Origin of the sequence: Tardiphaga alba (genome assembly GCF_018279705.1) — a bacterium.
Lineage (GTDB): Bacteria > Pseudomonadota > Alphaproteobacteria > Rhizobiales > Xanthobacteraceae > Tardiphaga > Tardiphaga alba.
On the sequence record NZ_CP036498.1, the window covers coordinates 4,827,238 to 4,848,257 of the forward strand.

General features: G+C 63.1%; 22 protein-coding genes, 1 other RNA gene and 2 pseudogenes. 8 read left to right on the forward strand and 17 right to left on the reverse strand.

Annotated features, from left to right (window positions below; all coding sequences use genetic code 11):
• Positions 1–2: 2 nt before the first annotated feature.
• The gene (phnG, locus tag RPMA_RS23110; protein ID WP_249225361.1) at positions 3–416 is read right to left on the reverse strand and encodes a phosphonate C-P lyase system protein PhnG; all 414 of its coding nucleotides are present in this window, start codon (positions 414–416) and stop codon (positions 3–5) included.
• 173 nt (positions 417–589) lie between these two features.
• On the opposite strand from phnG, the gene phnF reads away from it, so the two are divergent.
• Positions 590–1,324 (forward strand): phosphonate metabolism transcriptional regulator PhnF, encoded by a 735-nt coding sequence (gene phnF / locus RPMA_RS23115; RefSeq protein WP_211910006.1) that lies wholly within the window; start codon positions 590–592, stop codon positions 1,322–1,324.
• 15 nt (positions 1,325–1,339) lie between these two features.
• Here the strand turns inward: phnF and RPMA_RS23120 are convergent, their stop codons facing one another.
• The 8 genes from RPMA_RS23120 to RPMA_RS23155 all read right to left on the reverse strand — a co-directional run bounded on the left by RPMA_RS23120 (position 1,340) and on the right by RPMA_RS23155 (position 7,106).
• Positions 1,340–1,807 (reverse strand): nuclear transport factor 2 family protein, encoded by a 468-nt coding sequence (locus tag RPMA_RS23120; protein WP_211910007.1) that lies wholly within the window; start codon positions 1,805–1,807, stop codon positions 1,340–1,342.
• An 83-nt stretch (positions 1,808–1,890) separates the two neighbouring features.
• Positions 1,891–2,337 (reverse strand): tol-pal system-associated acyl-CoA thioesterase, encoded by a 447-nt coding sequence (ybgC, locus tag RPMA_RS23125; RefSeq protein WP_211910008.1) that lies wholly within the window; start codon positions 2,335–2,337, stop codon positions 1,891–1,893.
• Positions 2,338–2,344: 7 nt separating this feature from the next.
• Positions 2,345–2,716: a type II toxin-antitoxin system VapC family toxin gene (locus RPMA_RS23130; protein ID WP_211910009.1), complete on the reverse strand. Its 372-nt coding sequence runs from the start codon at positions 2,714–2,716 to the stop codon at positions 2,345–2,347.
• Positions 2,713–2,907, reverse strand: a complete 195-nt coding sequence (locus tag RPMA_RS23135; protein ID WP_211910010.1) for a type II toxin-antitoxin system VapB family antitoxin — start codon at positions 2,905–2,907, stop codon at positions 2,713–2,715. Before RPMA_RS23135 ends, RPMA_RS23130 begins: the two co-directional genes overlap by 4 nt.
• Positions 2,908–2,969: 62 nt before the next feature.
• Entirely contained in the window at positions 2,970–4,016 is a 1,047-nt protein-coding gene (ruvB, locus tag RPMA_RS23140; protein WP_211910011.1) for a Holliday junction branch migration DNA helicase RuvB, read from the reverse strand.
• A gap of 167 nt (positions 4,017–4,183) precedes the next feature.
• Positions 4,184–4,801 (reverse strand): Holliday junction branch migration protein RuvA, encoded by a 618-nt coding sequence (gene ruvA, locus RPMA_RS23145; protein WP_211910012.1) that lies wholly within the window; start codon positions 4,799–4,801, stop codon positions 4,184–4,186.
• A gap of 211 nt (positions 4,802–5,012) precedes the next feature.
• A complete protein-coding gene (gene ruvC, locus RPMA_RS23150; RefSeq protein ID WP_211910013.1) occupies positions 5,013–5,537 on the reverse strand; it encodes a crossover junction endodeoxyribonuclease RuvC in 525 nt (174 codons plus the stop codon).
• An 822-nt stretch (positions 5,538–6,359) separates the two neighbouring features.
• Positions 6,360–7,106, reverse strand: coding sequence for a YebC/PmpR family DNA-binding transcriptional regulator (locus tag RPMA_RS23155; protein ID WP_211910014.1), 747 nt, complete (start codon positions 7,104–7,106; stop codon positions 6,360–6,362).
• Between the two features lie 186 nt (positions 7,107–7,292).
• Here RPMA_RS23155 and RPMA_RS23160 point away from each other — a divergent pair, with 186 nt between their 5' ends.
• A complete protein-coding gene (locus RPMA_RS23160; RefSeq protein WP_211913790.1) occupies positions 7,293–9,047 on the forward strand; it encodes a methyl-accepting chemotaxis protein in 1,755 nt (584 codons plus the stop codon).
• Between the two features lie 245 nt (positions 9,048–9,292).
• Positions 9,293–10,185, forward strand: a pseudogene (gene ppk2, locus RPMA_RS23165) (polyphosphate kinase 2).
• A 98-nt stretch (positions 10,186–10,283) separates the two neighbouring features.
• On the opposite strand, the pseudogene RPMA_RS23170 reads toward ppk2, so the two are convergent.
• Positions 10,284–11,671 (reverse strand): annotated as a pseudogene (locus tag RPMA_RS23170) (MFS transporter).
• A 77-nt stretch (positions 11,672–11,748) separates the two neighbouring features.
• On the opposite strand from RPMA_RS23170, the gene RPMA_RS23175 reads away from it, so the two are divergent.
• On the forward strand, positions 11,749–12,642 hold the full coding sequence (locus tag RPMA_RS23175) for a LysR family transcriptional regulator (protein WP_211910015.1): 894 nt from the start codon (positions 11,749–11,751) through the stop codon (positions 12,640–12,642).
• A gap of 110 nt (positions 12,643–12,752) precedes the next feature.
• Here the strand turns inward: RPMA_RS23175 and RPMA_RS23180 are convergent, their stop codons facing one another.
• From RPMA_RS23180 to RPMA_RS23210, 7 genes are all read right to left on the reverse strand, one after another.
• Entirely contained in the window at positions 12,753–13,571 is an 819-nt protein-coding gene (locus tag RPMA_RS23180) for a TIGR00282 family metallophosphoesterase (RefSeq protein ID WP_211910016.1), read from the reverse strand.
• Between the two features lies 1 nt (position 13,572).
• Positions 13,573–14,154 carry a 5-formyltetrahydrofolate cyclo-ligase gene (locus RPMA_RS23185; protein ID WP_211910017.1) on the reverse strand — a complete coding sequence of 194 codons (582 nt, stop codon included), beginning with the start codon at positions 14,152–14,154 and terminating at the stop codon, positions 13,573–13,575.
• A gap of 15 nt (positions 14,155–14,169) precedes the next feature.
• Positions 14,170–14,466 (reverse strand): type II toxin-antitoxin system RelE/ParE family toxin, encoded by a 297-nt coding sequence (locus RPMA_RS23190; RefSeq protein ID WP_211910018.1) that lies wholly within the window; start codon positions 14,464–14,466, stop codon positions 14,170–14,172.
• Between the two features lie 3 nt (positions 14,467–14,469).
• Positions 14,470–14,739 carry a type II toxin-antitoxin system ParD family antitoxin gene (locus tag RPMA_RS23195; RefSeq protein WP_211910019.1) on the reverse strand — a complete coding sequence of 90 codons (270 nt, stop codon included), beginning with the start codon at positions 14,737–14,739 and terminating at the stop codon, positions 14,470–14,472.
• A 27-nt stretch (positions 14,740–14,766) separates the two neighbouring features.
• Positions 14,767–14,926: non-coding RNA, 6S RNA (gene ssrS / locus RPMA_RS23200), on the reverse strand.
• Between the two features lie 157 nt (positions 14,927–15,083).
• Positions 15,084–15,467 (reverse strand): cell division protein ZapA, encoded by a 384-nt coding sequence (locus RPMA_RS23205; RefSeq protein ID WP_211913791.1) that lies wholly within the window; start codon positions 15,465–15,467, stop codon positions 15,084–15,086.
• Positions 15,468–15,474: 7 nt separating this feature from the next.
• Positions 15,475–15,801, reverse strand: a complete 327-nt coding sequence (locus RPMA_RS23210) for a DUF4164 domain-containing protein (RefSeq protein WP_211910020.1) — start codon at positions 15,799–15,801, stop codon at positions 15,475–15,477.
• A gap of 331 nt (positions 15,802–16,132) precedes the next feature.
• Between RPMA_RS23210 and tkt the strand changes: the two genes are divergently transcribed.
• The 4 genes from tkt to RPMA_RS23230 all read left to right on the forward strand — a co-directional run bounded on the left by tkt (position 16,133) and on the right by RPMA_RS23230 (position 20,845).
• A complete protein-coding gene (gene tkt / locus RPMA_RS23215) occupies positions 16,133–18,118 on the forward strand; it encodes a transketolase (RefSeq protein WP_211910021.1) in 1,986 nt (661 codons plus the stop codon).
• 120 nt (positions 18,119–18,238) lie between these two features.
• A complete protein-coding gene (gene gap, locus RPMA_RS23220) occupies positions 18,239–19,246 on the forward strand; it encodes a type I glyceraldehyde-3-phosphate dehydrogenase (protein WP_211910022.1) in 1,008 nt (335 codons plus the stop codon).
• 111 nt (positions 19,247–19,357) lie between these two features.
• A complete protein-coding gene (locus tag RPMA_RS23225; RefSeq protein ID WP_211910023.1) occupies positions 19,358–20,551 on the forward strand; it encodes a phosphoglycerate kinase in 1,194 nt (397 codons plus the stop codon).
• A 57-nt stretch (positions 20,552–20,608) separates the two neighbouring features.
• A complete protein-coding gene (locus RPMA_RS23230; protein ID WP_211910024.1) occupies positions 20,609–20,845 on the forward strand; it encodes a hypothetical protein in 237 nt (78 codons plus the stop codon).
• Positions 20,846–21,020 lie beyond the last annotated feature (175 nt).

Consider the following 21,020-nt stretch of genomic DNA (forward strand, 5'->3'; position numbering starts at 1 on the left):
GTTCAGCTCTCCCCGCGCACGAGCGTGTAGAAATCGACCTTCGTGGCCGCTGTTTCCGCAGCCTTGCGCTTGCGCTCTGCCAAAACGCGCGCACGCAGCGGCGTCAGGACATTCGTTTCGATCGTGCCTGCAAATTGAGAGGTCTGGATCAGCGCATCGCAGAGCGCGATCAGCTGTGCCTTGGCGCCATCGCGGCCGAGCGTGTAACCGAAGCCGACCTCGCCTGACGACAGCCTGATCGCAGCGCGCGACACCGTGGCTTCACCAAGATTGAAAGGCGCGCCATCGCCGCCGATCCGGCCGCGTAACATCACCAGGCCATTTTCCGGCGTCCGCAACTGTTCGTGATCGGGCACCGCAATGCCATCGAAATGCCGGGCGATTTCAGCCGTCGCGCTGTGCCCGAGGACGCTCATCGCCTCCTGGCGCCGCGCTTGCAGGTCGTTTGAAGGGGCTTGCATCATGTCACCGCCGCTCGACAAGTTGTATGATTTACTAGACAACTTTATAGGAGGACGCAATGACCGTTTCGTGACAGTGACATGATTTTTGGGTATCGCTGGTGCGACGGACATTCAGGAAGTGATTTGTGACCATTCAGGACAAGCCGACCGGCGTTGCATTGTGGCGGCATGTAGCCGACGGGATCGAGCGCGGGATCGCCGACGGGCGCTTTCCGGCCGGCGAAAAACTACCCGGGGAAACCGAGCTGGCCGATACCTATCGCGTCAATCGCCACACGGTGCGCCGTGCCCTGGCGACTTTAGCCGAGCGCGGCATGGTGCGCGCCGAGCGCGGCAGCGGCACCTATGTGGAATCGCCAAAGCTGGCTTATCCGCTGCGCTCGCGCACGCGCTTTTCGGAAATCGCCGGCGCCGGCGGCCGTGAGCCCCAGGCGCAGCTGATCGGCGCATGGGACGATGTGGCGACCCGCGAACTCGCCAAGCAGCTCGGCCTCAAGACCGGCGCGGCGCTGATCCGTATCGAGGCCTTGCGGCTTGCCGACAAGACACCGATCTGCGTCGGCACCAACTGGCTGTCGGCAGAACGCTTCCCTGATTTCGGCAAGATCTATGAGCGCATGCGCTCAATGACCAAGGCGCTGGCGCATTACGGCATCAAGGACTACCGCCGGGCCTCGACGCGGGTGACGGCAGGCATTATCGATGCCACCGATGCGACGCGGCTGGGCGTGGCCCTCGGCCGCCCCATCCTGATCGTCGATTCCCTCGACGTGGATGCCGACGGCACGCCGCTGCACTGTACGCATTCGCGCTTCGTCGCCGAGCGCGTCGAATTCGTGGTCGATAACAGCCCGCTATGATCCTGGCGGAATAAATCAGAATGGATCGGTGCCGAGGCCCTGCACATCCGCCGGGCGCGGGCCCGGGGCCGGCCACAGGAAGCGACGATCCTTCTCGGCGATCACGACATCGTTGATGCTGGCCTCGCGCCGACGCATCAGGCCGGCATCGTCGAATTCCCATTGCTCATTGCCATAGGACCGGTGCCAGGTGCCCGCGTCGTCGTGCCATTCATACTGGAAGCGCACCGCGATACGGTTTTCCGTGAACGCCCAGAGATCCTTGATCAGGCGATAGTCGTGTTCCTTCTCCCATTTGCGGGTGAGGAATGCGACGATCGCCGGACGGCCCTGGAAGAACTCGCCGCGATTGCGCCAGACACTGTCCTCAGTATAGGCCAGCGAGACCTTCACCGGATCGCGCGAATTCCAGCCATCCTCGGCCATGCGGGCCTTCTGGGCGGCAGTCTCGCGGGTGAAGGGCGGAAATGGCGGCCGGGACATGGAGCACCTCGGTGTCTGATTTTTTGCCGAAGTGTAGTCCTGAATTTTGAAGAGTCGATGGCAACTTGCCTATCGGCCGATCACTAAACCTGATCGGCCTTCATCGCGATGCGCAGCGCTTTCGGAATCGGCCGCGCGCGGCCGCCGGAAACAAAGGCCACCTTCACCTTGGCTTCGAGCAGCAGCTCGTCGCCCCTCCGCACTTCCTGATGCAGCGTGATGGAAGCGCCCTTCACATCGAGCGGGCGCGTCAGGACGTCGAGCAGGTCGTCCATCTTCGACGGTTTGAGAAAATCGAGCTGCATGACGCGGACGACGAAGGCAAAACCCGGCGCTTCGCTTTCGGCCTCGGCGAACAGTGCATGCTGGTCGGCGCCGAGCAGCCGCAGATAATTGGTCCGCCCGCGCTCCATAAAGCGCAGGTAGTTGGCGTGATAGACGATGCCGGAGAAATCGGTGTCCTCGTAATAGACACGCACCTGCATGCGATGGACGCCATCGGCGATGACGCCGTCGAGATGGGAGGTCATTCGTCAACTATTCCTTGGACTTGTACGCAATCCCGAGCTGATCGGCCGCGATATCAAGCCGCTTGTCCGTTGTCCATAACCGGGTATTCACGAGCGCATGAACCGAGGCTAGCAGCTGAACATCAACATAGCTGAGGCCACGACCGAAAAGCGCGTGTTGCTCGATAAAAGCAAGGACGTCGGGTGGATCAATGATCGGAGCCTGTATCTGCAGCTTAAGTCGCCTGATCGTGTCTGCGCGACGCGGCAGAGGCCCGACCGCGAGCTCCCCGATGACAAAAGGATGCAACAACAGATCTTCGCTGCGAAGAAGCGGCGCCAGCAGCTTTTCGCCGCCGCGAAAATGATCGATCCAGACCGATGTATCGGGGAGGATCATGGCTCCCATCTACGACGAGGCGGCGCTTCGGCATCGGGCATCGAGCCGCCAAGGTCAGCAAGATGCCTAGCGGCCTCGCGCCGAATGAATGCTCTCAGAGCTTCTTGGACGAGCTCGGAGTTCTCCAACGCATCGCTATATTCGCGCGCCTGATCGAGTAATTTACCGTCCACAACAACAGTTGTATTCATCGGCTCATCCTCAACAACCTTGGCAAATATAGCAACTTTCGACGCTAAAGCCACACGTCGGCTTAATCTTCCTCCCCGCCGAACAGCCCTCCCTGCCCGACATCCCGCTTCGGCTCCGTCAGTCCGAGATGCTTGAACGCGTGCGAGGTGAGCAGGCGTCCGCGCGGGGTGCGCTGGAGGTAGCCGCACTGGATCAGATAGGGCTCGATGATGTCCTCGATGGCATCGCGCGGTTCGGAGAGCGCGGCGGCCATGGTCTCGACGCCGACGGGGCCACCGCCATAATTCATGGCGATGGTGGTGAGATAGCGGCGATCCATGGCATCGAGGCCGGCGCTATCGACTTCGAGCGCGCTGAGCGCGTGGTCGGCAATTTTGCGATCGATCGCGGCCGCATCGGCAGCGGAGGCGAAGTCGCGGACACGGCGCAGCAAGCGACCGGCGATGCGCGGCGTGCCGCGGGCGCGACGGGCGATTTCATTGGCGCCTTCCGGCGTCATGCCGATATCGAGGACGCGGGCGCCGCGGGTGACGATCTTTTCGAGTTCGTCGATGGTGTAGAAATTCAGCCGCAGCGGAATGCCGAAGCGGTCGCGCAGCGGATTGGTGAGCAGGCCCGCGCGCGTGGTGGCGCCGACCAGCGTGAATTTCGACAATTCGATCTTCACCGAACGCGCCGCCGGGCCCTCGCCGATGATGAGGTCGAGCTGGAAGTCTTCCATCGCCGGATAAAGCACCTCTTCCACATTTGGATTGAGGCGATGGATCTCGTCGATGAACAGCACGTCGCGTTCTTCGAGATTGGTGAGGAGTGCCGCGAGATCACCGGCCTTCGAGATCACAGGCCCCGACGTCGCGCGAAACCCGACGCCGAGTTCGCGGGCGACGATCTGCGCCAGCGTGGTCTTGCCGAGGCCGGGCGGACCGACGAACAACGTGTGATCCAGCGCCTCGCCGCGCTTGCGGGCGGCGTCGATGAAAATCTGCAGATTGGCGCGGGCCTGCGCCTGGCCGACGAAATCGGACAGCGCCTGCGGGCGAAGGACGGTATCGCCGACATCGTCGGAGCGGCGCTCCGATGTGATCAGGCGGTCAGGTGGCGTATTCATGCGCAGAGCCTAGCACATACGCGGCCCGTCCCCTCTCCCGCTTGCGGGGAGGGTTAGGGTGGGGGTGCCGCCGCGAGCGCCGGAACGTGGGGCAGCCCCCACCCCGGCCCTCCCCGCAAGAGCGGGAGAGGGGGCGATGAACGCGAGCTGCTGTGTGTGTCCGTTACTCACTTCGCAAGCTCCTTGAGGCCGAGGCGAATGAGCATTGCGGTCTCGGCACCCTCGCCTGCGCTGCGCGACGCGGCAGCAACGGCAGCAGCGGCTTGCGGCTGGCCATAGCCGAGATTGACGAGTGCGGAGATGGCATCGCTGACAGCACGTGGTGCGTTGTCATCGGCAACGGCGCCCGCCATTTGCGCCACCACCGGATCGACCGAGGCGAAGGCAGGTGCCTTATCTTTCAATTCCGACACGATGCGCTCGGCGACTTTCGGGCCGACGCCCGGCGTGCGCGCAACGGCTGCCTTGTCGCGCAGCGCGATGGCATTGGCGAGTTCGGACGGCGTCAATGTGGAGAGCACCGCGAGCGCCACGCGCGCACCGACGCCCTGCACGGTCTGCAGCAAGCGAAACCATTCGCGCTCCATGTCGGAGCGGAAGCCGAACAGCTTGATCTGATCTTCGCGGACATAAGTCTCGATGGACAGCGCCGCCGCTTCGCCGGCCTGCGGCAGCGCCTGCAGCGTGCGCGCCGAACAATGCACCTGATAGCCGACGCCCTGCACGTCGAGGATCACATAGTCGTCACCATAAGAGTCGATGATGCCTTTGAGCTTGCCGATCATGATGCGCGCCCCTTCCTTCTCCTCCCCCAAGCACAGCGAAGCTGTGCAGGGTGGGAGAAGGTGGCGCAGCCGAAGGCTGCGACGGATGAGGGGTAATGCCAGGCTCGGAGCTTGCGGCTACCCCTCACCCGTCTCGAACGCTTTGCGTTCGATCCAACCTCTCCCACAAGGGGAGAGGGGAAGAGAAGCAAGTCGGTTCGATAAATCTCGATCATGCCATCACCGCCTTTCGCAGCATCGCGCTACTGCGGTGATGCGCGTGCGTGATGGCAATCGCCAATGCATCGGCCGCGTCGGCGCGCTTGAATTCGGCCTTGGGCAGCAGGATTTTCAACATCACCTGGATCTGGTTCTTGTCGGCATGGCCGGCGCCGACCACGGTCTTCTTGACGAGGTTCGGCATGTATTCGGCGACATCGATGCCGAACATCGCTGGCGACATCATCGCGATGCCGCGCGCCTGGCCGAGCTTCAGCGTCGCCGCGCCATCCTTGTTGACGAAGGTCTGCTCCACCGCAGCCTCCATCGGCTGAAATTCGTTGAGTACCTTGGTGAGGCCTTCATGGATGCCGAGCAGACGGCTGGCCAGCGGCAGCGTCTCCGGCGGCTCCACGGATCCGCATGCGATGTAAGTGAGCTTGTTGCCGAGCGTCTCGATCACGCCCCAGCCGGTGCGGCGCAGGCCGGGGTCGATGCCGATGATGCGAACGGGCGCGCGAATCGAAGACACGGTCATGGCTTGGTGATAGCGCCGGGGGCAGCGAACGGAATTGAAACGCAGGCATCTGTGGCATCTGTCCCCGAATGTTACGCAAACTGTTGCAGCCGAGCCAAACCGACCTCGCAACGCGTGAAGCGTCCAAGGCGTCGGGTAGACCCCCCTCCACATGAGGGGAGGCGGCACGCCGTAAGGCGCGGAAGGTGGAACTTGACGCTGCCCCTGCCTGCTGGAACGCCAGCAAACCTGAGCCGCGCAACGCCTTACGGCGCGCCACCGCGGGACTTTTGGCGAGAGGACCGTTCTGTCGCACACCGGCGCATCGCCTCCGCCCGGCCTGCGGCAGCAGGCTTCGGCAGACGCTGATCCCGACGGATTTCTCCGCCGTTCGCCAGTGCCGTCGCAGCCGAACTATCGGCTCTCCCCCGTAGTGGGGAGTGACGGTGGCCCCCGGCCTCCCGAGTTCTGCTTGCGAGGCAGACCGCGGGCGCCGCATCCTGTCCCACTCCAAGAACGCCTCATGAAGCGCCCCCTCGCGAACAAGACGGGAGGGGTATGCAGCATCATGGGAATTTCGTCAAGAACAAAGTAGGAACTGACGTCTCGCGCGCTGCGCACTTGTTTTTCCCTCCCCCAAGCGGCGCAGCCGCGCCGTGGGGAGGGTGGATCGAACGCGCAGCGTTCGAGACGGGTGGGGTGCCTCAACAAACTCCGACGTCACGTGGGGATAGACCCCACCGTCTTCGCTCTTCGAGCTTCGCCGGGGCAAGCCCCCGCCTATCGGCCACCCTCCCCATTCGCTTCGCTCCGGGGAGGGAAATCACTGGCTGTGGCGCTCGATCAGCCGCCCAGCTTCGCCATCAAGGCTTCCGAGATTTCGAAGTTCGAATAGACGTGCTGCACATCGTCATGGTCGTTCAGCAAATCCATCAGCTTCATCAGCTTCTCGCCGGTCTCGTCATCCACCGCGATGGTGTTTTGCGGCTTCCAGATCAGCGCGGCCTTGCGGGCTTCGCCGTATTTGGCTTCCAGCGCCTTGGCGACTTCGTGGAAACCGTCCTGCGACGAATAGATTTCGTGGCCGTCTTCGCCGGACACCACGTCGTCGGCACCGGCTTCGATCGCCGCTTCCAGCATGTCATCGGCAGACGCCTTGCCGGCATCGTATTCGATCAGGCCGACATGATCGAACATGAAGGACACCGAACCGGTTTCCCCCATATTGCCGCCGGACTTGGTGAAGAAGGAGCGGATGTCCGACGCCGCGCGGTTGCGGTTGTCGGTCAGCGCCTGGACGATCACGGCGACGCCGCCGGGGCCATAGCCCTCGTAGCGGATTTCATCATAGTTCTCGCCTTCGGTGCCGATCGCCTTCTTGATGGCGCGTTCGATATTGTCGCGCGGCATGTTCTCCTGGCGGGCCGCGATCACGGCGGAGCGCAGGCGCGCATTCATCGCCGGATCCGGCGTTCCCAGTTTGGCCGCCACGGTAATTTCGCGCGCCAGTTTTGAGAACAACTTGGACTTCTGGGCATCCTGGCGGCCCTTGCGGTGCATGATGTTCTTGAATTGGGAATGTCCGGCCATGCGGTCTCTCTCGATCGTCCGACTAGAATGATGGGCTGTGGCGCGGGGTTATAGGCCGCGAATCCTGCAAAATCAAAAATATGACGCTTGTGACCGCATGACGCGACCACACGCCTGACGCGTTTAACGATCACTTCACACTCGGGTGTAAGGATACCCGCATAGATTGCACCAAAGAGATTGATGATGGCATTTGGACTGTTTCGCAAGCAGCAGCCCGATCCGGCTGCGTCGATCGATACGCCGCAAGTCACAGCGGCTTCGGCACCCCCGGCAGAGCCCGAACACCATCCGGCCCAGGACATTCTGGCATTGCTGGAACTCGAGCTTGGCGGCCTGGTCCGCCAGCTGGAAAAGGCCGCGCATTCGGTCGCCGGTGGCGCCGATTCCACCGCGGCATCGCTCGCTGCGATCCGCTCCCGCACCGACGCCCTCGCCGATCGCAGCACGAACGCCCAGACCACCGCGACGACCTTCGCCCATGCCGCCGACAAGTTCACGCATTCGGCCGAAGCCATCGGCGCGCAGGTGCGCGATGCCAGCAAGCTCGCCGATGAAGCCGGCGCCGCCGCCCATGATGCCAGTATCAATGTCGACCGTCTGCGCGAGTCCTCGGCCGCCATTGGCCAGGTGCTCGAACTGATCGCGCAGATCGCGCGGCAGACAACGATGCTCGCTCTCAATGCGACCATCGAGGCCGCGCGCGCTGGCGCCGCCGGCCGCGGCTTCGCCGTGGTGGCAACCGAGGTGAAGGCGCTCGCCGTGCAGACTCAAGGCGCCACCGACGAAATCAAGCGCAAGATCGACGCGCTGCAGCGCGACGCAGCGAGTTCGGTGGAGGCCGTGCATCGCATCTCCCATGCGATCGAAGCCATCCGCCCGGTATTCTCGCATGTGAACGGCGCCGTCGCCGAGCAGAACGCCACCACCAGCGACATGTCGAACAATGCCGCATCGGCGTCGCAATTCATCGTCGCTGTCGGCGACAGCGCGCTTGAGATCGATCACGCGGCGAAGGAAGCGGCGGCGCATGGCGAAGAAGTCGCGCAGGCCGGCGCAGCGGTGACGCTGTTTGCGTCGAAGCTGAAGTCACGCTGCGCGGTGCTCCTGAAGCAGGACGCCAGTAGCGACGAACAACGCAAGCGCGAACGGCTGCCCTGCCATCTCGAAATTGCGATCGAGACGCGGAGCGGCAGGCTGCGCGCCCCCGTCTATGAGATCGCCATGGACGGCGTGCTGATCGGCGGACCGGATGCGGCACGCCTGCCGCTGCACGACGTGCTGTCGGCAGAGTTCGGCGATATCGGCGCCTGTCGGCTCCGCATCGAGGCGCATGACAAAGGCGGCGCACAGGCGCGCTTCATTGCTCCGGATGCGCCATTCATCAGCCGGATCGAGGACCGGCTCTGGGCGATCCATGACGAGAACATGGAATTCGTGACGCGCGCGCTCGATGCGGGCACAGCGCTCAACACAATCTTCGCTGACGGCATCGCATCCGGCGCGATCACGCTCGATGACATGTTCGACGAGACCTATGAAGAGATCGCAGGCAGCAATCCCTTACAATATCGCACCAAAATCCTGACTTGGGCCGATCGCGCGCTGCCGGCGTTTCAGGATGCGTTTCTCGCCAAGGATTCTCGCATGGCGTTCTGCGCCATGATCGACCGCAACGGTTATCTGCCCGTGCATAACGGCATCTATTCAAAACCGCAGCGGCCGGGCGATGTCGCCTGGAACACCGCCAACTGCCGAAACCGCCGCATCTTCAACGATCCCGCAGGCCTCGCTGCCGGACGCAACACCCGCGCCTATCTGATCCAGAGCTATGCCCGCGACATGGGCAATGGCCAGACCGTGATGATGCGCGAGATCGACGTGCCGGTGCGCGTAAAAGGCCGGCACTGGGGCGGGTTCCGGACGGCGTATAAGCTGTGAAGTGCTGTGTAGCCCGGATGGAGCGTCAGCGTAATCCGGGGACCGGCGAATATGCGGAGGCTCTGAATCCCGGATTGCGCTGCGCTCCATCCGGGCTACCAGAACGGGACAGATCAACGCAGCCCCGGAACCGATGTCATACCAATGACATTCGATATTGGTTCAACCCCACGGGCTGACATTGATCATCCATTTCCATTTCCCGAGGCGACCATGAACGAACTCTCCCCGACAATGCAAAGGCCATGCATGACCGCGTCCGTGAGGAGATGCTCGACAGCTATGACGAGGAAATGGAGCTCGAACTGGACGAGGACCGCCTCGACCAGATGGCTGACGAAGTCGCCGGCGAACCGCTGGCCTCATCGGTGGATCGCCGCACCTATTTCAAGGAATTATTCCGCCTGCAGGGCGAGTTGGTGAAGCTGCAGAGCTGGGTGCAGCATGAGAAGCTGAAGGTCGTGGTGATTTTCGAGGGCCGCGATAGCGCCGGCAAGGGCGGCGTCATCAAGCGCATCACCCAGCGCCTCAATCCGCGTGTCTGCCGCGTCGCCGCGCTCCCCGCGCCGAACGAGCGCGAGCGCACCCAGTGGTACTTCCAGCGCTATGTCTCGCATCTGCCGGCTGGCGGCGAAATGGTGCTGTTCGACCGCTCCTGGTACAACCGCGCCGGCGTCGAGCGCGTGATGGGCTTCTGCACCGAGAGCGAGGTGGAAGAGTTCTTCCGCACCGTGCCGGAATTCGAACGCATGCTGGTGCGCTCGGGCATCATCCTGATCAAATACTGGTTCTCGATCACCGACGAGGCGCAGCATCTCCGCTTCGCCATGCGCATCGCCGATCCGCTCAAGCAGTGGAAGCTGTCCCCATGGACGTGCAGTCGCGCGCCCGCTGGGAGCAGTACACCAAGGCCAAGGAAGCGATGCTCGAACACACCCACATCCCGGAAGCGCCGTGGCATGTGGTGCAGGCCGTGGACAAGAAGAAGGCCCGCCTGAACTGCATCTCGCATCTGCTCGAGCAGATTCCGTATCAGGACCTGCCCTACGAGGCCGTGAACCTGCCGGAGCGCGTGCGCAATCCCGACTACCACCGCGCGCCCGTGCCGGCGGAGATGTATGTGCCGGAGAAGTATTGATCAGACGCCGTCGCGTAGCCCGGGTGGAGCGCAGCGAAACCCGGGGACCGGCGATTTGTGAGACCCAGAATCCCGGATTGCGCTTCGCTCCATCCGGGCTACGGCTTCCCCGTTTTTTGCTGCGACGGAAGTAAAGCACACGCCGCACATCCCAGCGCTGAGGCCAACGCAGCAATCGCGAAGACCCCCGCAAATCCCGATGCGGTCTGCATAGGCTGCATCGCAGCGCCGAGCAACGCAACACCGATGGCGAATCCTCCCTGTCGCGCGATGACCGTGACAGCCGCGGCCATGCCGGACGCATTTGCGGGCAGGAGTTCGACGACCACGCCGGACAATTGCGGATGCACCAATGCGGCGCCCGCTCCGATCATCCCCATGCCAGCAAGCGCTATGACCAGTCCCCACATCGCAGCATCCGCACTTGATGCGATGACGAGCAGGACGGCACCAAACGCCATGCATGACAGCGCACTACCGAACAGGCGCCGCCAACCCAGATTTCGCACGACATAGGAGGCCACCGGCGGCAGCAGCAACATCGGCAAAGTAGTAGCCAGCAGGGCGACCCCCGCACCTTCATGAGTCCAGCCATAGGCCCGGACGAGAAACGGCGGAAGATAGACGAGAAGCGCCCAGTAACCGATGGAAACGGCGATCAGCAGCGTGATGGCCACACCCATCGGTCGGCTCGTGAAGATCACGGGATCGAGCATGGGTGACGCCTCGCCGCGCTGCATTTTGACGAACAGGGCGAATAGCACTACGGCCGCGACGAGACCGACGGCCATCAGCAGTAACGAGTCACGCGCTAGCAAGAACGCCTCGATGATGCCGCCAAGCGCAGCGGTGAGAACGGCCAAGGCTGCCCACTGGATCGGACGCCGCGCCGTTGCCTCCGCTTCGACGATCAACCTTGGAATCGCAACCGCGACCAATAGACAGACCGGCACATTGGCAAAGAAAATCCATCGCCACCCAACGGTCGCGGAAATGGCTGCACCGAGCGTCGGACCGAGCGCCATGGCGATGCCGCCCACCACGCCGGTGATGCCGAAGGCCCGCGCACGTGCGGCAGGCGTTGGAAAGAGAGCTGCGATAGATGCGATGGCGCCGGTGACGACCAAGGCGGCACCGATCCCTGCACCGCGCGCGCGGTCCAGAGTTCGGGGCCATTACGGGCGATGCCACAGACTAGCGATGCCAGCAGAAACACCATGTTGCCGGTCAGCAGCATCCTGCGACGTCCAAATCTGTCGGCAAGCGAGCCAGCCGCAAGCAGCGCAGCCGTAAAGGCGAGGCTGTAACTGTCGATGACCCAAGTGAGGCCCGCTATTCCCATGTGTAGATCGTTTCCGATCGACGGCAAGGCGATGATGATGGCGGTGACATCGAACTGGGTGAGAAAAGCACCGACGCCGAGTGTCGCGGCGATCGTGCGGGTGCGGCTATTCGAGGCGAGGTCGTGACGAAGGATCTGCTTCATGGCCGGAATAGAGTTGCGGCGCGACAAATCAGCAAATGAAGATTGCGCCGAGCCTCATGAATTGATTTCATGCAGGGATGCCATCACAGCCCCATCGCCTGCCGCCATTCGCCGCGCTGGTTGCCTTCGATGCCGTGCTCCGCCACGGCAGCATGACGCTGGCTGCAGCCGAGCTTGGCCTCACCCAAAGTGCGATCAGCCATCGCTTGCGTGATCTCGAACGCTATTTCGGTCTCACACTGTTCGAACGTTTGAATCCGGGATTGCGTGTCACCGATGCCGGACACCGGCTGTCGCACGAACTGACGCCACTGCTCGGCACACTGTCGGGGCTGCGGCGCCATGTGCGCGGCCGCCCGCAAGTCAGGCCGTTTCGCATCGGCACCGGATCGGCCTTGCTCAACTGGTGGCTCTCGCCACGGCTACCGGCTTTGGCTGCGGCCTTTCCGGACCTGGCGATCGAGGTGATGACCTGGGATCCGGCAGCACCGCGTGGCGATGTAGATCTCGGTCTTGTCTGGATTCCGCGCGAAGCCTCCACCGAGGGGCCATGCGAAGTACGATTTCCGGATGAGTTCGTATTTCCGATCGTCTCGCCCAAACTGCTCAAGTGTCATGGCCCGCATGACGAATGGTCTGCTCTGCCACTGCTCGCGAAAGGTCATCGTGGCGAAGACATGGGCCCTGAATGGTCATGGACGACATGGCTCGGCCCCAACAGCACGCGGCCGGAAGCGATGCGCTTTCGCGACATCAGCGGCACGCTGCAGGCTGCTGTCGATGGCAATGGCGTCGCGCTCGGTCGGTCATTGCTGGTGGCCGATGCGCTGCGACGCCGACGGCTCAAGCGACTGGGGCGAAGGAGCGAGGCACGCCTCTGCTCGAAAGTGCAGATCGCGAGGTGGCGCGACCCGACTGATCATGATGCCGCGCGGATGGCGGCTTGGTTAGTTGCAAATGCGGCTTCGTAGGATGGGTAGAGCGGAGCGAAACCCATCATTCCGTCGCTGCGGCAAGCTCCGCCGATGGGTTTCGCTCTGGCGCTGACGCGCCTTCGCTCTACCCATCCTACGAACTACAACTACCAAAAATCCGGCACGGCCTGCGACAGGCGCCCACCAAGCCGCACTGGTGCGATCTTTGTTGCCAGGCCCGTTTTGTCATCCGTCTCCACTGCAACGCCCGACAGCGTTGCCGGGCCGAAGGCCGGCTCGAAGCGACCGCTTGGGATGCCGGTGACGAAGCGGCGCACCGGTTCTTCCTTCTGCATGCCGATCACGGAATCATAATCGCCGGTCATGCCGGCATCGGTCATGTAAGCGGTGCCGTTCGGCAGGATCTGGTGATCGGCCGTCGGGATATGCGTGTGGGTGCCGACCACGAGGCTGACGCGGCCGTCGCAGAAATGGCCCATGCCCTGCTTCTCGCTGGTGGCCTCGCAATGGAAATCGACGACGATGGCGTCGGCGGCGTCCACGAGCGGACAGGCCTCGATCTCCTTGTTGATGCCGGCGAAGGGATCGTTCAGCGGCTCCATGAAGATGCGGCCCATCGCGTTAATGACCAGTGCACGGGCGCCGTTCTTGGCATCGACCAGAGCTGCGCCGCGGCCGGGCGTATGGCGCGGGAAATTCAGCGGGCGGATCAGGCGCGGCGCGCGCTCGATGAAGACCAGCGCTTCCTTCTGATTCCAGGCGTGATTGCCGAGCGTCACCGCGTCCGCACCGGCATCGATCAGATCATTGTAGATGGACTCGGTGATGCCGAAACCGCCGGCGGCATTCTCGCCATTGATCACGACGAGATCGAGCTTCCACTCCTTGATGAGGCCGGGAAGCTTGTCGAGGATCACCACGCGGCCGGTTTTGCCGACGACGTCGCCGATGAAGAGAATACGCAATCTATTTGCTCCGGAAGTCGATCACACGCGTCTCGGTTAGCACATAATCGAGCGCGACGTCGTGCGGTTGCATCGGAATGGCTTCGATCTCCTGGGTATCGAAGGCAAGGCCGATGGCGGTGAAAGGTTTGATGGCGCGCAGCTGCGCGAAGGTGCGGTCGTAATGGCCGGCACCATAGCCGATGCGGTGTCCGGCACGGTCGAAGGCAGCGAGCGGCACCAGCAGTATATCGGGCATCAGCTGCGGCGCTTCCCGCGGCGGTTCGAGGATGCCGAGCGAGCCGGCAATGAGTGCACTGTCTGGGCTCCAGACGCGGAACATCAGCGGCTCGTCGCGGGCGATGATGACCGGGAGCGCGAGGCGCGCGCCATGTGATGCGAGGGATTGCATCAGCGGGACCGGATCGATCTCGCTACGGATGGGGGAGTAGCCGGCGACGATGCTGCTGGGGGTGATGGGCAGCGGGAAAGCGTGATTGGCGAGCGCGCGTGCAGCGGCATCGCGCGTGGCCTCACCCAGCGCAGAGCGCCGCGCGAGGGCGGCGATGCGGAGTTCGGTTTTGGTGGGAGTGGGCAGGCTCATCGGCCGACCCTAGCGCTATTCGTTTGGGAGGTCCAAATCCGCCAGATCACGGGCACCATCCACGATACGGACGATCTGCACACAATCCGCCGTGACGCGGTAGATGATCACCCAACGTTCGACCACCAGCGCCCGCACGTCAGAGACAATTTCCGGATGGGCTGGGCCCGAATATGGAAATTCAGCGAGTTGCGCGAAGCGAGCTTCAATCTTGTCGAGCCACGCATCCGCAGCCAAAACATTGTGCCTAGCAATGGAAATCCAGATCGTATCGAGATCGCCGCGCACATATCGCGAAGTGCGCAGCTGCATGGCTCATCTTTTGGCTTCTTCGAGGCGCCTCAATTTTTCGAGGCGGGCGCGCCCGTCTGCCTTGATGGCCTCGAAATCGAGCGGCTCATCATCGAACCCACTCTCGATGCCCTCGCGATAGGCTTGCCGTAGCCATTCAAGCCGCTCGTGCCGATCCTTCATCAGCCGCAACGCGTCGCGAAACAGCTCGTCCGAACTCGCATAATGGCCGTCCGCGACCTGCGCCTCGACGAAGGTGCTGAACTCTTCGGGTAATGAGACTTTCATCGTCATTTCTCGGTCCAGCTCAAAAAAGAAGAGTGCGAAGCCACGGTGGCCGTTGAAGCACGCGATCCCGGAGCACCTACGAAAGTAGGTGGGCACCGTGTGTCCAGGTCCACGGACCTGGCCAGGGACAGTTCCCTAAAGGATCGATAAGGCCCCGGGGATATATGGCTCCTGACGCGCGACGCAGCCTCGCTGGAGCAATGTAGGGGTTATGGGTGGAATGCGCCAGTGGGACTGCGTCGTCCTCGCGCAGGCGGGGACCCATACACACAGGCGGGATGGGAAAAACGCTGGCGTTTAAACTACCTTGTCTGAGGTTATGGGTCCCCGCCTACGCGGGGACGCCGGGATCAACCGATCGCGACGCCGCCGCCGATGGTGCGGTTGAGGACCTGGGTCGTCTTCTCGATCCGCTCGGCGGCCGCGTTGAGCGCGGCGGCGACGGCAGTCTGGGTGGCGCGGGCGCGGTCGGCAGCGACGACGCGGACATCGCGCAGGGCCATCAGTTCTTCCTGCAGCGCGCGGATCTGCTGGTTGGCATCGACCAATTCGTCGGCCACCATCAGCGCCGCCATCACCGTGAGGCGGGCATCGCCGATCTCGCCGAATTTCCCGCGCAGACCGGTCACGCGCGTTTCAAGGCTTTCCGCGAGCCGCAGCAGGCGGGTCTCCTGCCCTTCCTCGCAGGCCATGCGATATTGCCGGCCATTGATGGTGACGTTGACGTGGGTCATGTCATGCTCACTCACGGCCCTGCTCCGCCAGAACCGTACGGATGGTGCCGATGGCGGTGTCGAGCCTGTCGGCAATGTCGCGATTGGTGCGTTCGAGTTTGCGGGTCTTCACCAGCGAGCCGTCGAGCTCGTCGGCGAGCCGGGAACGGTCGGCGCCCAGCGCCTGGATCCGCGCTGCCAGCTCGTCCTCGTCGCGATCGGCCTCGCGGCGGCGTTCCACCGCGCTTTCGAGCGCGTCCAGTGCCGCCATCAGCCGGCGGGTCGCCGACTCGATCTCCTGCGTCCCGCCATTGGCGGGATCGGCGGCAGACAGATGGGCGGGACGTTCGATCATACCGGGCGACGCGAGACCTGATTGAGATGGCGCAACGACAAAAAGCACGTCGCAGCAAATGTTTAAGGCTCGAAATTTAGGCGGGGGCGGCGCCGGACGCAACGCCGCACAAAAGCTATGCACCGCAAAGCGGTCAAAAACCGGGGTTATCCTGCGGACAAAGCTGGACTTCCGGGGATGGCCGGGGATGGCTTGGACTCCCAGGAACCGAGGTGCTATCCACCCGTTCTCCAATGCGATGCCGCAGATGCTGCATGGCCGCACGCCCAGCGGTTGCAGCCGGTTCACTCCTTCAACGCGATCCACTTCAAAAAATATGACGGAACATACGATGGCGCAGGTTGATCACTCGAAAATGGCCAATGCAATTCGTGCCTTGGCCATGGATGGCGTGCAGAAGGCCAATTCCGGCCATCCCGGCCTGCCCATGGGCGCCGCCGATGTCGCCACCGTGCTGTTCACCCAGTTCCTGAAATTCGACGCCGCCGATCCGAAGTGGCCGGACCGCGACCGCTTCATCCTCTCGGCCGGTCACGGCTCGATGCTGCTCTATGCCCTGCTCTACCTCACGGGCAACAAGGAGATGACGCTCGACCAGATCGAGAACTTCCGCCAGCTGCATTCCAAGACCCCGGGCCATCCGGAAAACTTCCACACCTCGGGCGTGGAAACCACCACAGGCCCGCTCGGCCAGGGCGTCGCCACCTCGGTGGGCTTCGCGCTCGCCGAGCGCATGCTGGCTGCCGAATATGGCGATCTCGTCGATCACTACACCTACGTGCTGTGCTCGGACGGCGACCTGATGGAAGGCATCAGCCACGAAGCCATGGCGCTGGCCGGCCATCTCAAGCTGTCGAAGCTGATCTTCCTGTATGACGACAACGGCATCTCCATCGACGGTCCGCTGTCGCTGACCGACAGCGTCGATCAGGTCGCGCGCTTCAAGGCCCATGGCTGGAACGCCGTGCAGATCGACGGCCACGACCAGAATGCGATCGCTGCTGCGATCAAGGATGCGCAGAAGTCGGACCGCCCGTCGCTGATCGCCTGCAAGACGACCATCGGTTTTGGCTCGCCGAAGCGCGCCGGCACCTCGAAGGCACATGGCGAACCGCTCGGCGCCGAAGAACTCGCCGCGACCAAGAAGGCGCTCGGCTGGGATTACGGCCCGTTCGAAATTCCGGACGACATTCTCAATGCCTGGCGCGATGTGGGCAAGAAGGGCGCAACTGCGCATGCCGACTGGCAGAAGCGGTTTGACGCGCAGCCGGCCGACAAGCGCGACGAATTCACCCGCCGTGATCTTCACAAGCGTCCGGCGGCAATGGAAGGCGCTATTCGCGAGCTGAAGAAGAAGCTGGTCGCCGAACCGCAGACCGTCGCGACCCGGAAGGCCAGCGAACTCGCGCTCGAAGCGCTGGTGCAGGTGGTGCCGGAAATGGTGATCGGCTCCGCCGATCTCACGCCGTCGAACAACACCCGCACCAAGCAGGCGATCGAAGTGAAGACCGGCGACTTCAAGGGCCGCTACGTTCACTACGGCATTCGCGAGATGGGCATGGCCGCCGCCATGAACGGCATCGCGCTGCATGGCGGCTTCATCCCGGCCGGCGCGACCTTCATGTGCTTCACCGACTATGCGCGCCCGGCGATGCGTATCTCGGCGCTGGCGCAGATCCCGGTCATCTACATCATGACCCACGACTCGATCGGTCTCGGCGAAGACGGCCCGACCCATCAGCCCGTGGAGCACCTCGCCGCCATGCGCGCGATGCCGAACATGCGCGTGTTCCGCCCGGCCGACACGGTGGAGACCGCCGAGTGCTGGCAGCTCGCGATGGAGAAGACCAACGGTCCGACTATGCTGGCCCTGTCGCGCCAGAACCTGACGCCAGTGCGCACCACGCATCACGACGACAATCTCTGCGCCAACGGCGGCTATGAGCTGGTCGCCGCCAATGGCAAGGCCGCCGTGTCGATCTTCGCCTCGGGTTCGGAAGTCGAGATCGCCGTCGCCGCGCAGAAGACGCTGGCCGAGAAGGGCATCGCGACCCGCGTGGTGTCCGTGCCGTCACTCGAACTGCTGCTGGAACAGCCGGAAGACAAGCAGAAGGCCATCATCGGCGATGCGCCGGTGAAGATCGCCGTCGAAGCCGCCGTGCGCTTCGGCTGGGACTCGGTGATCGGCCACGACGGTATCTTCATCGGCATGAAGGGCTTTGGCTCCAGCGCTCCGGCGAAGGAGCTCTACAAGCTGTTCGGCATCACGCCGGAAGCGGTCGTGGACGCTGCTACCCGCAAGCACAACGCGGCTTAACGCTACCGGGACATTGGTGATGTGACGCATTGCACCAATGTCTCATTCGGGGCATGAAACGCCCATAAAGGCCACTATATAGAGCCCTCAAACTCAGCAGGGCCAAAAAGGAGAGAGTGAATGGCGATCCGGGTTTCGATCAACGGTTTTGGCCGCATCGGCCGCAACGTGCTGCGGGCGATCTACGAGTCGGGCCGCACTGACATCGAAGTGGTCGCCATCAACGATCTCGGGCCGGTCGAAACCAATGCCCATCTGCTGCGCTTCGACAGCGTGCATGGCCGTTTCCCTGGCGAAGTCACCGTCGATGGCGACAGCATCAATCTCGGCAAGGGCAAGATCAAGGTCACCAAGGAGCGCGATCCGAATGCGCTGCCGTGGAAGGATCTCGGCATCGACATCGCGCTCGAATGCACCGGCATCTTCTCGGCCAAGGCGAAGGCCTCGGCGCATCTGACCGCCGGCGCCAAGCGCGTTCTGGTTTCGGCGCCGTCGGACGGCGCCGATGCGACCATCGTTTACGGCGTCAACCACAAGACCCTGACCAAGGATCATCTGGTCGTCTCCAACGGTTCGTGCACCACCAACTGCCTGGCGCCGGTCGCCAAGGTGCTCAATGAAGTCGTCGGCATCGAAACCGGCTTCATGACCACGATCCACGCTTATACCGGCGACCAGCCGACCCTCGACACCCTGCACAGCGATCTCTATCGCGGCCGTGCGGCTGCCATGTCGATGATCCCGACATCGACAGGCGCCGCCAAGGCCATCGGCCTGGTGATGCCTGAACTGGCCGGCAAGCTCGACGGCGTCTCGATCCGCGTGCCAACCCCGAATGTCTCGGTCGTCGATCTCAAGATCATCGCCAAGAAGGCGACGACCAAGGAAGAGATCAACGAAGCCATCAAGAAGGCCGCCGCCGGCGAACTGAAGGGCGTGCTCGGCACCACTTCGCATCCGAATGTGTCGATCGACTTCAACCACGATCCGCACTCGTCGACCTTCGCTTTCGACCAGACCAAGGTGCAGAACGGCACGCTGGTGCGTGTGCTCTCCTGGTATGACAACGAGTGGGGCTTCTCCAACCGCATGGCCGATACGGCCGTCGCGATGGGCAAGCTGCTCTAAGAGCAATTGAACTGCATGTCCCGGACGCCACATGCGTCCGGGACATTTTTATAGTGCGGCGGTCCCGCTCGCGGTCGATCGCCTTCTCTCTCCGCGACCGGGACAATCACCATGACCAATTCTTTCCGCACCCTCGATGATGTCGATGTGAAGGGTAAGCGCGTTCTCGTGCGCGTCGATCTCAACGTCCCCATGGACAGCGGCAAGGTCACCGACGCGACGAGGCTCGAGCGCATCGCGCCGACCATCACCGGCATTTCCGACAAAGGCGGCAAGGTCATCCTGCTCGCGCATTTCGGCCGCCCCAAGGGCCGCGACGAGAAGAACTCGCTGAAGCCGGTCGCTGCCGCGCTCGCCAATGTCCTCAACAAGCAGATCGCCTTCGCCGATGATTGCATCGGCGAGCCCGCCCAGAAAGCCGTGGCCGCGATGAAGGATGGCGACATCCTGTGCCTGGAAAACACCCGCTTCCACGCCGGCGAGGAAAAGAACGATCCGGCTTTCGTGGCCGAACTCGCAAAACTCGGCGACATCTGGGTCAATGACGCCTTCTCCGCCGCACATCGCGCGCACGCCACCACCGAAGGCCTCGGCCACAAGCTGCCGGCCTATGCCGGCCGCACCATGCAGGCCGAGCTCGATGCGCTCGGCAAGGCGCTGGACGCGCCGAAGCGCCCGGTGATTGCTGTCGTCGGCGGCGCAAAAGTCTCGACCAAGATCGACCTGCTGGAAAACCTCGTCAGCAAGGTGCAAGCGCTGGTGATCGGCGGCGGCATGGCTAACACCTTCCTGCATGCGCAGGGCATCGGCGTCGGCAAGTCCCTGTGCGAAAAGGATCTCGCGCCAACCGCGCTGCGCATTCTGGAAAAGGCGGAAGCCGCGGGCTGCGCGATCATCCTGCCGGTGGACGCGACCGTCGCGTTCAAGTTCGAAGCCAATACGCCGTCGCAGGCTTATGGCCTCGATGCGATCCCGGAAGACGGCATGATCCTCGATGTCGGCCCGCAATCAATCGAGCGCATTCATGCGGCCATCGACGACGCGGCGACGCTGGTGTGGAATGGCCCGGTGGGCGCGTTCGAGATCGCGCCATTCGACCGCGGCACGGTGGTCGCAGCCAAGCATGCCGCCAAGCGCACCAAGGAAGGCAAGCTGATCTCGGTGGCCGGCGGTGGCGACACCGTGGCGGCGCTCAACCATGCCGGTGTGGCCGACGATTTCACCTATATCTCGACAGCCGGCGGCGCCTTCCTCGAATGGATGGAAGGCAAGCCGCTGCCGGGCGTCGAAGTGCTGAAGAAGTAATTTTCAGCAACCTGAGATTGCCGTTGCGCGCCTGTGCGTTTATGATATGTTCTGACCATGGCTGACGAACCGATCAACATCACCACGGATATCCTGATCGCCATCCGGCAGGATATCTCGTCATTTCGGCAGTCGGTCGAGCAGCGGCTCGATCGGCTCGAGGAAGTGAGCCGCAAGCAGCGGCGCGACGCCGCTGGCATGCTGGTGATGATGCGCGCAACGGCCGGAGACTTCGATGAGCGTGTCACCGAAGTGGAAGAACGCGTGGCCGCGCTCGAAGCACGCGAGCACTAAATTCGGCTCTTATTTCCGCGCACTGGAACACCTACCCGCTTCAGCAATTAACGCTGCGCGCTCGCGCGACGTATGGCGTCTTGGATTCGCCGTGGGCTCGCGCTAAGAGCGATCATTCGGCGCGGAACCCGCGCCAGCTCATCAAGAACCGCCCCATTTTTGCAAGGAGTCTCCC